The sequence below is a fragment of the Pseudomonas sp. W4I3 genome (genome assembly GCF_030816195.1).
Lineage (GTDB): Bacteria > Pseudomonadota > Gammaproteobacteria > Pseudomonadales > Pseudomonadaceae > Aquipseudomonas.
The window spans coordinates 4160048-4173980 of record NZ_JAUSXS010000001.1 but is presented as its reverse complement, the minus strand read 5'-3'; the positions used below and the strand labels follow the sequence as shown (position 1 = coordinate 4173980).

Here is a 13933-nt window from a genome sequence, read left to right as displayed (position 1 = left end):
CGCTTAGCTCTCAGATTGCTTGCCCGAGAACTTGAGCTTGCCCCAGGTCAGGCCAATGACCGCCGCCAGGGTCGAAGCCGTCAATACGCTCAGCTTGGCCGCCGACAGCAAGGCCGGGTCGGAGAACGCCAGGGACGAGATGAAGATCGACATGGTGAAACCAATCCCCGCGAGCAGACCCACCAGGCCGACACCCGACCAGGTGACGCCGTCCGGTAGCTGGCAGAGGTTGAGCTTGACCAGCGTGACACTGGCCAACATCACGCCCAACGGTTTGCCCAGCACCAGGGCGAAGATGACCCCCATGAACACGCCGTGGGGCAGGGGGTCGTCCAGGTTGAAGCCGCTCAGGCTGACACCGGCGTTGGCCAGCGCGAACAGCGGCATCACGCCGAATGCCACCCACGGGTGCAAGGCCGATTGGACCCGCTGCACTGGCGGTAAGATTTCGCGCTGCGCTTCGCGCAATTGCTTGAGTGGCTGCGTAACGTGCTCCGGGTCTTCATGGGACTGGGAGAAGCGCTCCATCAATTCGTTGAACGTGCGGCCTATGGTGTCCAGCGGGCGCTCGGTGGTGGGCTTGGAGTTGACCGGCGTCATCAGCCCCAGGATCACGCCCGCGAGCGTTGGATGAACGCCGGTCTTGAGCAGGCCGAACCACACGATTGCCCCGGGCAGCAGGTAGACAGCGGCCTTGCCGATGCCCATGCGCTGGAAAACCAGCACCAGTGCCAGCCCGCCAACGGCGATCACCAGCCCCATGTAATCAAGGCTCGCGGTGAAGAAAACAGCAATGATCAGGATCGCCACGATGTCATCGATAATCGCCAAGGCCAGCAGCAAGATACGCACGCTGCTGGGAATCGACCTGCCCAACAGTGCCAGCACGCCGACGGCAAAGGCGATGTCCGTTGCGGTAGGTACGGCCCAGCCACTGGCGGCGGCGGTGCCGTGGTTGAGCACGGTGTAAATGATCGCCGGCATCAGTACGCCACCCAGCGCAGCGCCCAGTGGCAGTGTGGCCAGCTTCAGGTTGGCGAGTGCGCCGTCCTTGATTTCCTGGCGTATCTCCGCGCCCACCACCAGAAAGAAGATGGTCATCAGGCCGTCATTGACCAGAAAGTGCAGGGAGCGCGATACGCTGTAGTCGCCCAGGCCCAGGGTGATCGGGGTGTTCCAGAAGTGCTCGTAGGTGTCGGCCGCCGGGCTGTTGGCCCAGATCAAGGCGACAATGGCGGCCAATAACAGGACGATGCCGCTGACGGCTTCAATGTCCGAAAAGCGCCCAAGGGCAGAGAGTGCGCCCTCGGTCAACCGCTGCGGGCGGGGGATGGCTGGGTATTTATCAGGCACGACCTATCTCCATTGGCGGCCCGACCAACGCTATCCTTTAACCTGCGCTGTGCCGTATGCAGCAGCGCACCCAGGGCGATAATAGGAAGTTGGGGAATAAGTTGTAAACAAACTTGTCATAGTTGGCAGCGCCAGCCTTATGAGCTTGTGACGTTTTACCGACAGGAATGCGCGCGCCAAGGCCTCGTTCTGTTGCACAATACCGCCCGGACTGTTTTTCTCAGGATTTTCGATGTCGACATCATTTCACTTGCGAAACCTAGGGTTGGCGCTGGTGCTGGCGGGCGCGGCGGGTTGCTCGTCACCCAAGACCGCTATTTATGAACATGAGAATTTCGACGACTCCGGTACCTTTTCCCGCGATTACCCGGTGAGCGATGTGGCGGCCTGTGAAGCGGCGCGTCGTGCGCTGCTCAGCCAGGGCTATATCATCACCAGCAGCGATCCGAAGTTGGTGGCCGGCAACAAGAGTTTCCAGCAGACCGGCGAGACCCATCTGCAGATCAGCTTCAACGTGGTGTGTGCCGCAGATGGCAAAGGCAGCAATCACTCGACGATGTTCGCCAACGCCTTGCAGGACCGTTATGCGCTGAAGAAGGTCAACAATTCCGCGAGCCTCGGGGTTGGGGTATTGGGCTCGGTGTCGATGCCCATCGGCTCCACCGATGACTCGATGGTCAAGGTGGCGAGCGAGACCGTCTCGGCGCCCAAGTTCTATGAGCGTTACTTTGCCTTGGTGGATGTGTTCCTGCCCCAGGAAGTGAAGCAGGCGGCGCATATTCCCGAGAAGCCAAAGGACGAGCTTGGCATGCCCGAGCAGAAAGCTGCGCCGGCAACCGAGAAGGTCGAGACGCCTCAGGAAACGCCTGTCACGCCTTCCGCTGCACAGCCGCTCGCACCGCCGCCCGAAGCCGCGCCCATCGCGCCAAGCGTAGAGCCCGTCCCGGAGACGGCACCGACACCGGTAACAGAACCCGCGCCTGCGCCGACCAATCCGAACCTGCCCGCGCCGACAGAGGCGATTCCACCCCTGCCGACCCCAGCCCAGTAGCTCAGACCGTTACGGGATCTGCCTTGTCGGCATTGATCCCGTAGCGGCTGATGGCGTCCACGACCTTGTCACGGCCGATCACGCCGTCATCTGCCAAGGCCTTCAGGGCCGCCAGCACGATGAAATGTCGATCCACTTCAAAAAACTCGCGCAACGCTTCGCGTGTATCCGACTGCCCGAAACCATCCGTGCCCAGCGCCACAAAGCGGCGGCCGTGTACGAAGGGGCGAATCTGGTCGGCGAATAGTTTCATGTAGTCGGTTGCGACCACCACCGGTCCGGTCTTGTCGGCGAGACACTGTTCCACATAGCTCAGGCGCGGTTCATCGCTCGGATGCAACAGGTTCCAGCGTTCCATCGCGTGCCCGTCGCGGCGCAGTTCAGTCAGGCTGGTGACGCTCCAGACATCGCTGTGCACGGCGAAGTCCCGCTCAAGCAGCGCAGCTGCGGCGATCACCTCACGCAGAATCGAACCACTGCCCATCAGTTGCACGCTTGATTGGCGGTGGGTGCTCAACGGATACATACCCTTGAGAATGCCAGTCTCGACGCCTTCGGGCATTGCCGGGTGCGGGTAGTTTTCGTTGAGCAGGGTGATGTAGTAGTAAATGTCTTCCTGCTCGACATACATGCGTCGCATGCCTTCGCGAATAATCACCGCCAGCTCGTAGGCAAAGGTCGGGTCATAGGCCACGCAGCAAGGAATCACTGACGCCAGGATATGGCTGTGCCCATCGTCATGCTGCAACCCTTCACCCATCAGGGTGGTGCGCCCGGCCGTGGCGCCCAGCAGAAAGCCGCGGGCGCGTGCATCACCCGCCGCCCAGGCAAGATCGCCGACGCGTTGGAAGCCGAACATCGAGTAGAAGATATAAAAAGGCACGGTCATCAGGCCGTGGTTGCTGTAGGACGTACTCGCCGCGATCCATGAAGAAATGGCACCGGATTCATTCAGGCCTTCCTGCATGATCTGTCCGTCTTTGCTCTCTTTGTAGTAGCTCAGTTGCCCAGCGTCCTGTGGGGTGTATAGCTGGCCAACGGCAGAGTGGATGCCGATCTGCCGGAACAGGCTTTCCATACCGAAGGTGCGCGACTCATCCGGCACGATGGGTACGATCAGTTTGCTCAGGTGCGGGTCCTTGAGCAGCGTGCCGAGAATGCGGACGAACGCCATGGTGGTGGAAATAGCGCGCTCGCCGGTGTCCTTGAGTTGAGTGGCGAATGCGGACAGGGGCGGGATCGTCAAAGGAGCTACGCTGCTGTGCCGAGCCGGCACGTACCCGCCCAGGGCCTGGCGCCGGGCGCTGAAGTAGTGGGCTTCTGCACTGTCGGCGGCGGGTTTTAGGTAAGGAATCGCGTCGAGCTGGTCATCGGCCACGTCCAGCCCGAAGCGATCGCGGAAGGCTTTTACCGCCTCGGCACCCATCTTTTTCAATTGATGATTGATGTTCTGGCCTTCGCCGGCCTCGCCCATGCCAAAGCCCTTTACGGTCTTGGCCAGGATCACAGTGGGCTGGCCCTTGTGGCGTACCGCGGCGGCGTAGGCGTTGTAGACCTTGGCCGGGTCATGCCCACCCCGTGAGAGTTTCCAGATATCGTCGTCGGACATGTCTGCAACCAGTGCCAACAGCTGCGGATACTTGCCGAAGAAATGTTCGCGTACGTAGGCGCCATTCTGGGATTTGTAATTTTGGTAGTCGCCGTCCACACATTCCATCATGCGTTGGCGCAGCAGGCCGCTGTGGTCCTTTTCCAGCAACGCGTCCCAGCCACCGCCCCAGATCACCTTGATCACATTCCAGCCGGCGGCGCGGTACACGCTTTCGAATTCCTGGATCACCTTGGCGTTACCGCGCACCGGGCCGTCCAGGCGTTGCAGGTTGCAGTTGACGACGAAGATCAGGTTGTCGAGTTTTTCGCGCCCCGCCAGGGAGATGGCCGCCAGTGATTCCGGTTGGTCCATTTCGCCGTCACCGAGGAACGCCCAGACCTTGCGATCCTGGTATTGCTTGAGCTCGCGAAATTCCAGGTAACGCATAAAGCGCGCCTGGTAAGCGGCAGTGATCGGCCCGAGCCCCATGGACACCGTTGGGAATTGCCAGAAGTCCGGCATCAGCCGTGGATGAGGGTAGGAAGACAGACCTTCGCCACCGGCCTCGCGGCGGAAGTTATCCAGTTGGGCTTCGTTGATACGGCCTTCCAGATAAGCGCGACCGTAAATGCCTGGGGAGGAATGGCCCTGGATGTACACCAGGTCGCCGTCGAACGTATCGGTTCGGCCACGGAAGAAATGGTCGAAGCCTACGTCGTAGAGCACCGCGGCTGACGCATAGGTCGCGATATGCCCACCTACGCCTGAGTGTTTGCCGGCACGCAATACCATCGCCATGGCGTTCCAGCGGATAAACGCATTGGTCCGGCGTTCGATGTCGAGATTGCCGGGGTAGGGCGCCTCGCGATCGACGGCAATGGTATTGACGTAAGGGGTGGTCACCCGTCCATAAAAGTCGCCGTGGCGCGCTACGTCGAAATCCAGCAACTGGTCGATCAGGTAATGGGCGCGCGGGCGGCCTTCGGCAGACAGCACCGATTCGATGGAGTCCAGCCACTCGCGCGGTTTCCTGTGGATCGTTGTCCAGAGATGCTGCGTTATTGGGGTTCATAAAAGGCTCCAGGGTAGGCGGATTCCAGGCGGCGGACTCCTTGTGGGCGTGGTGCAATGTAGTTGCAATTGCAATGACATGCCGGAATTTAGCCTGGGATGAGCTACTATTGCAACCTTCTTGAAAATCCCCGGATGGTGTTGCATGTCGTCGAAAGAGCCTGATGTATGGTTCCGTTTTGTCAGGGCCCACAGGACGGTCATCCGTGAGATCGAGCGCCGGTTGGCCGAGGCGCAACTGCCGCCGTATGCCTGGTACGACGCGTTGTGGGGGCTGGAAAGCGGCGCTGAAGGCACTCGCCGCATGCATGAACTGGCCGATGTGCTGGCCATTGAGCGTTACAACCTCACCCGTCTGGTCGACCGCCTGGAAAAAGACGGTCTGGTGGTGCGCTCGCGTTCCGACGGTGATGGCCGAGCGGCGTTTGCCTCGATCACCGAGGCGGGCCGCACCCTGCGCAAAAAGATGTGGAAAATCTACGAAAGCACCGTTGACGAGCTGTTCTTGTCGCAGATCGAGCCTGAGCAGCGCCAGGCCTTTGCCGATGCGCTGGAGCGCACGGCGGGGCTGGCGATGGATGCGGGTGTGCAAACCCGTGGTCGACGCAAAAGCTGAGTGCGCAAGCTGCTGCATCCCAGCTCATTTCAGGCAATAGCGTTGCAGGGCGTCTGCCACTTTCTGTGTGTCCAGATGCCCGTCATCGGCCAAGGCTTTCAGCGCCAAGGTTGCAATCCAATAACGGTTCGGTGCTGCTGCCTGCACCGAGCCTGCGCCCAGCGCCACGAAGCGCGTGTCCACATGCGCCGCCAACGGGTCAACGACCGTCTGTGGGTAGCCAGTAACGGCAATCACCGGGGTTCGGCTCCCCGCCAGGCAGTCGCGCAAATGGCAGCTACGCCTGGGCGCCAGCGGATGCAGGCGGTTCCAGTGCTCAGCGGCCGCCGCCTCGCGGGCCAACCGTGTGTAACTGGGGCAACTCCATACGTGCGCGGTGATGCCCCATTCCTGCTCCAGCAACTGCGCGGCGTGCAGCACCTCCGCCAAGGCCCGGCCGGCGCCGAGCAATCTCACAGCCTCCACGCTGCCTGGTTGCCGAACCGGATACATGCCCTTGATCGTGCCTTCAGGATCCAGCGCCTGAGGTGCAATGGCGCTTTCCTGATCATGCAGCGCCAGGTAATAAAACCCTGGCTTGCCATCGACATATAACGTGCGCAACCCGGCCAATACGATCGTGCGTGCTTCTTCGCCCGAGGCTGGGTCGTAGGGTGTGCAGCGTGGATCGGTCGACAGCCACAATGGCAGCGACGGGTGCGCGCCCTTCGGCCAAGGGGATGGCTGTGTTTCGCTGTCATTGCACAAGATGCCGCGTTGGGCGGTGCAGTCTGACAATGCGCGCAGCTGTGCGGACGACGTCACGCTGTGCAGGTAGAGCATGGGTTTCTCGCCGGTGTTGCGCGCAAACCACGTGGGCCAGTTGCCTGCGCGTCGGCTGCGTGACTGGCCGCGAATCACCCAGGCGTGCCGGCTGAATTCCAACGCGCTGGCCATGGTCATGACCGTGTACAGCGGCGAGCTGCGCGAGTCTGCGCAGGTGCTAAGTGCGTCGATGCACCACTGCGCGGCGTTTGCGGTAGAGGCGGGCATGGGCGTGGCTCCAGACGACAGGTGTGCCTACCCTAACGGAGTCCGGTTAATGATTGCAATTGCAATGATTGCAAGTGCATCTAAAAAATCGCCATTTAAATCAGCGTGGCCCTGACACGTTTAATCTTCAAAGGCAGGAATGTCACGGCGCAGACATTTTTTCGTCATGACGGCACTTTACGCTGCGGGTGCAGGTCATTAATCGTGCGGCCGAATTTAACTCAACAAGGAGTCCCCCATGGACGATTACCAGGAAGAACTGCTGGAGTACCAGGCATTCGAATTCGACCCGCTGGATCCGGTCGACGATGCCACCGAGCTGTAACCCCGACGTCAGGCGGAATGCCGCTGGCTGCGGCGAAATTCCCCTGGGGTCTGGTTGTTCCAGCGCCTGAAGGCGCGTTGGAAGGCTTGGGCCGAGGCAAAACCGAGCAAGTAGGCAATCTCGCCAAAGGCCAGCTCCGTGTCGCGGATGTAGGTCATGGCCAGGTCGCGGCGGGTGTCGTTGAGAATCGCGCGGAACTGGGTGCCCTCGTCGGCCAGTTTGCGCCGCAGTGTCCAGGTGGGCAGCTTCAAGCGTGCCGCCACTTCTTCCAGGTCGGGTTCCCGGCCACCATTGAGCATCGGCCCGAGCAAGCGAGTAATGCGCTCGCGCAGGCTGCGGGTGCGGGTCAGTTGCTCCAGTTCCCGTTCACACAGCTGCAGTAAAAGCTGCCAGGTACTTGGGCAGTGTTGCGGGTTGCGCAGGGCCAGGGTGGGTTGGCTGAGGCGCAGTTGATTGTTCTCGGCGCCGAACTGCACCGGTGCGTCCCCCAGCACGCCATACAGCTCGCTGTACTCCGGCGCCTGGAACTCGATCTCGATGCGTTGGGCCTGCACGCGCTGTTGCGCCAGGCTTGAGAGTTGATGCAGCCAGCCGGCGATGATCGAGTCCACCACAAAGCGGTTGTAGGCATTGTAGGGACTGATGGAATAGAACCTCAGCCAGGCGCCTTCAGCGTCTTCATGAAAACTCGACTGCCCACGGTAATTGGAGCCATACAGAGGTTCGAAACGTGTCAGCGTGCGCGCAGCTTCGCGCACATTCGGCGCCTGGGCGGCGGTGACACCGGCGAGCCCGGCTTGGCTCAGGCGACTGAGCTGGCCCATGCGCAGGCCCAGGCCCGGATCGGCGGTCAGTTGAATGGCCGCATGGCCCAGGCGCATATAGCGCGGGATCGACAAACGCGCCCCCGCTTCAGCCAGGCGTGCAGGGTCCAGGCCGTATTGCAGCAACAGAGGTTGCGGGTCCAGACCGTGGCTATGGATGGCATCGGCCAAGGTGTGCACGAAGCCCACCGACAAATCCCCCAGGCGCACCGGCTTCACGCAGTTACAGCCAGATATTCAGCAGGCGCGCGCCACGGGCATCGCCGTCGGCGAACAGCTGCCCGTTGCGGCTCAGAAAGCTCTGCCCGGCGCTGCCCAGGTCCCAAAACTGTCCGCGCAAGAACACGCTCATGCCCGTCGTGGCTTGGCTGATGGGCGGCTGGCTGATCAGGGTCAGGCGGCGCCAGGCTTCGCCCTCGCTGGTTTCTTCGGGCTTGAGGCTGACTTCAGGCGGGGTCGACACGCTCTTGAAGCCGCGCCAAGGACGCTCCCAGGTGTCGCGCCCGGTCACGTAGGCCGGTACTGCAATCAGCTGGGCTGATTGTTCGTTGAGCTTGCGGTAGTTGTCCGGGTACCAGCTGTCGCTGCCGATCAGGATGCCCAGGCGCCCGGCCGGGGTGTCGACCACGCTGACGACGTTTTCATCGCCGGGTTCGATAAAACCGCGTTCGTCGTAGATCGGGTACAGCTGACGCTGCGGCTGGCCCAAGGGCAGGCCATCGGCGGCGAACACCAGGCTGACGTTGTACAGCGCGCCGTGGCCGACCTGCAGTTGCCCCTGGCTCACCGTGGGGTTGGGCAGGGCGATGGAGCCGGCCACCAGGGTCACGCCGAACTCCTTGGCCAGCCCGCCGAACAGCACTTGATAATCGCGCGCCATGCCCGGCGCTTTCATGCGCAGGTACGCATCGTCCATGCGGTTGTCGCCGGTGGCGCTGATCCAGGCACGCATGAACGGCACCGGGTTGCTGATCGACAGCCAGTTCATGGCGTCCTTGAGATGGGTAGCCTGGTACAGCTCGTTTTTCTCGCCGGCCAGCATCAGCCAGGTGCCGATGTGTTCCGGCAGCACTACGACGGTCTTGTCGTTGATCAAGCCCATATCACGGGCCTTTTGCAGATAGGCCGAGAGCTTCAGGTGCAGACGTTCCAGGCTCTGGTAGTCGGCGGGAAACAGCTCCGGCTGGATCCCCAGCAGGTTGCCGCGGTCGGCCGGTTGGCCTTCATTGACGGCTAGGGTGATGCGCAGGTCCGACAGGTAATGCGCCACGGGGCGCTCCTGGGTCCAGACCAGATACGCGGCGAGGGCGGCAAACAGGGCCATGGTGACGGTGAACACGAGTAATTTGCGCATGGGGCAACAGACAACAGACCGGAGACAGGGTTCGCGACAGGGTAGGGCCCATGGCCCGGCTTGCCAAGGGGCGCTGTGCATTTGGATCAATAAGTTGTCAGTTTCGGTCATTGAGCGGTAGCTGATCGCCTCTTAGTCTGTGGGACATAAACCGATGGGGTGCCATTCGAGCGCTCCACGTCCCGTGATGATCCGTTGTGGAGCTGTACCATGACCGCTGCTGCCTACCCGCACTTGCTGGCCCCGTTGGACCTGGGTTTTACCACCCTGCGCAACCGCACCCTGATGGGCTCCATGCACACCGGCCTGGAAGAAAAGCCCGGTGGATTCGAACGCATGGCGGCTTATTTCGCCGAGCGTGCGCGTGGCGGTGTGGGCCTGATGGTGACCGGCGGCATCGGCCCGAACGACGAGGGCGGCGTGTATGCCGGCGCGGCCAAGCTGACCACCGAGGAAGAAGCGCAAAAGCACCGGATCGTCACCCAGGCCGTGCACGAGGCCGGTGGCAAGATCTGCATGCAGATCCTGCACGCCGGGCGTTATGCCTACAGCCCCAAGCAGGTGGCGCCGAGTGCCATCCAGGCGCCGATCAACCCGTTCAAGCCCAGGGAGCTGGATGAGGAAGGCATCGAGAAGCAGATCCAGGATTTCGTCACCTGTTCGCTGCTGGCCCAGGTCGCCGAGTACGACGGCGTCGAAATCATGGGCTCTGAGGGCTATTTCATTAACCAGTTCCTCGCCGCCCACACCAACCACCGCACCGACCGTTGGGGTGGCAGCTTTGAAAACCGCATGCGCCTGGCCGTGGAAATCGTGCGCCGGGTGCGTGAAGCGGTAGGTCCGAATTTCATCATTATTTTCCGCCTGTCGATGCTGGACCTGGTCGAAGGCGGCAGTGTCTGGGAAGAAGTCGTACAGCTGGCCAAGGCCATCGAGCAGGCCGGCGCGACCCTGATCAACACCGGTATCGGCTGGCACGAAGCGCGCATCCCGACCATCGCCACCAAGGTGCCGCGTGGTGCGTTCAGCAAGGTCACCGCCAAGTTGCGCGGCGCGGTGCAGATTCCGCTGATCACCACCAACCGCATCAACACCCCGGAAATCGCCGAGCAGATCCTCGCCGAAGGCGATGCCGACATGGTTTCCATGGCGCGACCGTTTCTCGCCGACCCGGACTTCGTCAACAAGGCGGCGGCCGGGCGTGCCGACGAGATCAACACCTGCATCGGCTGCAACCAGGCGTGCCTGGACCACACCTTTGGCGGCAAGCTGACCACCTGCCTGGTCAACCCGCGGGCGTGTTATGAAACCGAGCTCAACTACCTGCCGGTCAAGCAGATCAAGAAAATCGCGGTAGTCGGCGCCGGTCCCGCAGGCCTGGCGGCGGCCACAGTGGCTGCCGAGCGCGGCCACCAGGTGACGCTGTTCGATTCGGCCAGCGAGATTGGCGGCCAGTTCAATATCGCCAAGCGCGTGCCGGGCAAGGAAGAGTTTTTCGAAACCCTGCGCTACTTTAAGCGCAAACTGCAGACCACCCATGTCGAGCTTTGCCTCAACACCCGTGTGGACGTGGCGCAACTGGTGTCGGGCGGGTATGACGAGGTGATCCTGGCCACCGGTATCGCGCCGCGCACCCCGGCGATCCCAGGCGTGGAGCACGCCAAGGTGCTGAGTTACCTCGACGTGATCCTCGAGCGCAAACCGGTTGGCAAGCGTGTGGCGGTGATCGGCGCGGGCGGCATCGGGTTCGACGTGTCGGAATTCCTGGTGCATCAGGGCGTGTCCACCAGCCTGGATCGTGAAGCGTTCTGGAAAGAGTGGGGCATCGACACCCAGCTTGAGGCCCGTGGCGGCGTCGCCGGGATCAAGCCCGAGCGGCATGCGCCGGCGCGTGAGGTGTTCCTGCTGCAACGCAAGGCGTCCAAGGTCGGCGACGGCCTGGGCAAGACCACCGGCTGGATCCACCGTACCGGCTTGAAGAACAAACAGGTGCAGATGCTTAACAGCGTCGAATACCTGAAGATCGATGATGAAGGTCTGCACATTCGCATCGGTGCCGAGGGTGAGCCTCAGGTGCTGGCGGTGGACAACATTGTCATCTGCGCCGGCCAGGACCCGCTGCGCGAGTTGCATGACGGCCTGGTCGCCGCCGGGCAGAACGTGCACCTGATTGGCGGTGCCGATGTGGCGGCAGAGCTGGACGCCAAGCGCGCCATCAATCAGGGCTCGCGCCTCGCCGCCGAGCTGTGAAGAGAAGGAGCGGTGCTAGACTGCCGCTCCTTTTTCATGCAGATGCGCCCCCATGGGTCCTTTCGATTGGCTGCCCCACGCCCCGCTTGAACCCCTGCAGTTGGACTGGCTGCAGGGGGTGGAGCTGGCCGTACTGCGCCTGGACCGCATCGACCCGCTGATCAGCGGCAACAAATGGTTCAAGCTCAGCGGCCACCTGGCCCAGGCTCAGCAGGCCGGCGCCGGCGGCATCATCAGCCTCGGCGGGGCCTACTCCAACCATCTGCACGCGCTGGCGGCGGCGGGCAAGCGCTTTGGTTTCCCCACCGTCGGCCTGTTGCGCGGCCATCCCCAGGACACGCCCACCGTACTCGACCTGAAAGCCTTCGGCATGCACCTGCACTGGCTGGGGTATGGCGGTTATCGCGAGCGGCATGCGCCGGGGTTCTGGCTGCCCTGGCGCGAGCAATATCCGCAGTTGTATCCCGTGCCTGAAGGTGGTGGCGGATTGACGGGGGCCATCGGCTGCGGCGTATTGCTGGAACAGGCGCGGGCGCAACTGGTTAACCTGGGCTGGGCGGATTACGACGCCTGGTGGCTGGCAGCCGGCACCGGAACCACCCTGGCCGGCCTGGTGCTGGCCGAGGCGGGTGCGCATGCGGTGTACGGGGCAATGGCGGTGCCGGATGATCACGGCGTGGCGCAGAACGTCAGCGCCATCGTGCAACACGGCTATCACTTGCTGGACGCCAGCCGTGGCGGCTTTGCCAAGGTCGACCCGCTGTTGCTTGAGTTCATGGACCGCACGCAACAGGCCTGCGGCATTCCCCTGGAACCGCTCTACACCGCCAAGGCGTTGCTGGCGCTGAAGCAGCAGATCGAGGCCGGACGCTTCGCGGTCGGCACCCGGCTGATCTTCATCCACACCGGCGGCTTGCAAGGCCGCCGAGGTTTTGAGGCCTAGCTCAGTGCCCGCTCCTGCCTGGCATCATGCGCAATGCGGTGTTATCGCGCAGCACGTAGTGATGAAAGATCCCGGCCAGCGCATGCAGCCCGATCAACCAATAGCCGGCTTTGCCAAACCACACATGCCAGCCTTCGATCTGCTTGGCCAATGCTTTGTTCTCGCCAATCAACGGCGGCAATTCCATGCCGTAGAACATCACCGAATGCCCCTCGGCGCTGACGATCAGCCAGCCGGCAATCGGCATGCCGATCATCAGGGCGTACAGCGCCCCATGCGTCAGCGTTGCCAGCAGGCTCTGCCATTGCGGCGGTGCCGGCAGTATTTTCGGCGCAACGCCCAGGCTGCGGGCAAACAGGCGCAACCACACCAGCACGAACACGGTCAGGCCAAGCATGAAGTGCATTTCCACAATCAACGTGCGTGCGCCGCTGCCTTTGGGGAACTGCCCGCGCAGTTCAATGCAGGCGTACACCACCGCCAGCAGCACCACCATCAACCAGTGCAACGCAATCGACATGGTGCTGTAGCGCGTATCGGAATTTTTCCACGGCATCGCTGGGTTCCTCACTTGTCAGGGCATGCCTCCGTTCTTTGACGGAGTGAGTTAACTGTATGCCTGTTTCAAGCGCTTCGCCTGTAGCAATTGCCGTGGCCTTGACCTCAATCAGTGGCTCTGCGGCATTTCCCCTCGCGCCAGGCGCGCATTGATGTCGGCGATGACCTGCGGCAGATCGGCGATGGTGTCCACCCGGTAGTGCGGGCGTGAACCTTCGAACATCGCTTCGATACGCTGGCGCTCGCTGGCCAGGGTGGCGCTGTCCAGCGCACAAAATTGCGCGTAGGTCAGGCCCAGGGCGTTGCCGGAACAGGTCAGCGCCACGGTCCACATGCCGGCGCGTCGGCCTTCGAGGATGCCCGGAACGGTGTCGTCGACCTTCACGCACGCCGCCACATCGTCAATGCCCAGCGCGATCACGTTGGCCAGGGCCTGGGCCGGCCATGGGCGACCGTTGGGAACTTCATCGGTGGCGACTACGTGGTCGGCGATGTAGCCGTTGCTCGCGGCCAGGGCGACCACCTTGTCCATCACTGGCTTGGGGTAGCCGGAGCAGGACCCAATCTTGAGACCTTGCGCGCGCAGCCCGGCCAACGTATCGAGGGCGCCTGGAATCAAGGCCGAGTGTTCGGCGATTTTCTCGATCTGCAACGGCATGAAGCGCTGGTAGATCGCCGTTACGTCGTCGTCCGTGGGCGTGCGGCCGAACGCCTTGCGGTAGCGCTCGGCAACCGGTGGCTGGTCGCACAGCGTGCGGATATGGTCCCACTTGCCCATGCCCATCGGGCCGCGGGCTTCTTCGATGGAAACCTCTACGTCGAACTCGGCGAAGGCCTCGACAAAAATCTGCGTGGGCGCAAACGAGCCGAAGTCGACCACGGTGCCGGCCCAATCGAGGATGACGGCCTGGAGGGCGGTGGGGTGCTGATAGTTCATGGTGCAAATCCTGTCGGTAGGGGGAAGA

Annotated in this window: 10 protein-coding genes and 1 pseudogene; 4 read left to right on the top strand and 7 right to left on the bottom strand. The window is 62.4% G+C overall.

Annotated elements, in window-relative coordinates:
- Positions 1–3 precede the first annotated feature (3 nt).
- Positions 4–1353, bottom strand: a complete 1350-nt coding sequence (gene nhaA, locus QF045_RS18860) for a Na+/H+ antiporter NhaA (protein ID WP_306493554.1) — start codon at positions 1351–1353, stop codon at positions 4–6.
- 232 nt (positions 1354–1585) lie between these two features.
- Between nhaA and QF045_RS18855 the strand changes: the two genes are divergently transcribed.
- The gene (locus QF045_RS18855) at positions 1586–2404 is read left to right on the top strand and encodes a DUF2242 domain-containing protein (protein WP_306493553.1); all 819 of its coding nucleotides are present in this window, start codon (positions 1586–1588) and stop codon (positions 2402–2404) included.
- 1 nt (position 2405) lies between these two features.
- Here the strand turns inward: QF045_RS18855 and aceE are convergent.
- A pseudogene (aceE, locus tag QF045_RS18850) lies at positions 2406–5067 on the bottom strand (pyruvate dehydrogenase (acetyl-transferring), homodimeric type).
- Between the two features lie 144 nt (positions 5068–5211).
- On the opposite strand from aceE, the gene QF045_RS18845 reads away from it, so the two are divergent.
- Positions 5212–5682 carry a MarR family winged helix-turn-helix transcriptional regulator gene (locus QF045_RS18845; RefSeq protein WP_306493552.1) on the top strand — a complete coding sequence of 157 codons (471 nt, stop codon included), beginning with the start codon at positions 5212–5214 and terminating at the stop codon, positions 5680–5682.
- Between the two features lie 24 nt (positions 5683–5706).
- On the opposite strand, the gene QF045_RS18840 is transcribed toward QF045_RS18845, so the two are convergent.
- From QF045_RS18840 to QF045_RS18830, 3 genes are all read right to left on the bottom strand, one after another.
- A complete protein-coding gene (locus QF045_RS18840; protein WP_306493551.1) occupies positions 5707–6714 on the bottom strand; it encodes a pyruvate dehydrogenase in 1008 nt (335 codons plus the stop codon).
- 333 nt (positions 6715–7047) lie between these two features.
- A complete protein-coding gene (locus QF045_RS18835) occupies positions 7048–8082 on the bottom strand; it encodes an AraC family transcriptional regulator (RefSeq protein WP_306493550.1) in 1035 nt (344 codons plus the stop codon).
- 4 nt (positions 8083–8086) lie between these two features.
- Positions 8087–9217 carry a carbon-nitrogen hydrolase family protein gene (locus QF045_RS18830; RefSeq protein WP_306493549.1) on the bottom strand — a complete coding sequence of 377 codons (1131 nt, stop codon included), beginning with the start codon at positions 9215–9217 and terminating at the stop codon, positions 8087–8089.
- A 210-nt stretch (positions 9218–9427) separates the two neighbouring features.
- On the opposite strand from QF045_RS18830, the gene QF045_RS18825 reads away from it, so the two are divergent.
- Positions 9428–11467 (top strand): NADPH-dependent 2,4-dienoyl-CoA reductase, encoded by a 2040-nt coding sequence (locus tag QF045_RS18825; protein WP_306493548.1) that lies wholly within the window; start codon positions 9428–9430, stop codon positions 11465–11467.
- A gap of 52 nt (positions 11468–11519) precedes the next feature.
- The gene (locus tag QF045_RS18820) at positions 11520–12410 is read left to right on the top strand and encodes a 1-aminocyclopropane-1-carboxylate deaminase/D-cysteine desulfhydrase (RefSeq protein WP_306493546.1); all 891 of its coding nucleotides are present in this window, start codon (positions 11520–11522) and stop codon (positions 12408–12410) included.
- Position 12411: 1 nt separating this feature from the next.
- On the opposite strand, the gene QF045_RS18815 is transcribed toward QF045_RS18820, so the two are convergent.
- Positions 12412–12966, bottom strand: coding sequence for a cytochrome b (locus tag QF045_RS18815; protein ID WP_306493545.1), 555 nt, complete (start codon positions 12964–12966; stop codon positions 12412–12414).
- A gap of 111 nt (positions 12967–13077) precedes the next feature.
- Positions 13078–13905, bottom strand: a complete 828-nt coding sequence (gene phnX / locus QF045_RS18810) for a phosphonoacetaldehyde hydrolase (protein ID WP_306493544.1) — start codon at positions 13903–13905, stop codon at positions 13078–13080.
- Positions 13906–13933: the final 28 nt, after the last annotated feature.

Coding starts and splice junctions, on each gene's coding strand:
- QF045_RS18845 (WP_306493552.1), top strand. CDS start 5,212: ATGTCGTCGAAAGAGCCTGATGTATGGTTCCGTTTTGTCAGGGCCCAC.
- QF045_RS18830 (WP_306493549.1), bottom strand. CDS start 9,217: ATGCGCAAATTACTCGTGTTCACCGTCACCATGGCCCTGTTTGCCGCC.
- phnX (WP_306493544.1), bottom strand. CDS start 13,905: ATGAACTATCAGCACCCCACCGCCCTCCAGGCCGTCATCCTCGATTGG.
- QF045_RS18825 (WP_306493548.1), top strand. CDS start 9,428: ATGACCGCTGCTGCCTACCCGCACTTGCTGGCCCCGTTGGACCTGGGT.
- QF045_RS18815 (WP_306493545.1), bottom strand. CDS start 12,966: ATGCCGTGGAAAAATTCCGATACGCGCTACAGCACCATGTCGATTGCG.
- QF045_RS18855 (WP_306493553.1), top strand. CDS start 1,586: ATGTCGACATCATTTCACTTGCGAAACCTAGGGTTGGCGCTGGTGCTG.
- QF045_RS18820 (WP_306493546.1), top strand. CDS start 11,520: ATGGGTCCTTTCGATTGGCTGCCCCACGCCCCGCTTGAACCCCTGCAG.
- QF045_RS18840 (WP_306493551.1), bottom strand. CDS start 6,714: ATGCCCGCCTCTACCGCAAACGCCGCGCAGTGGTGCATCGACGCACTT.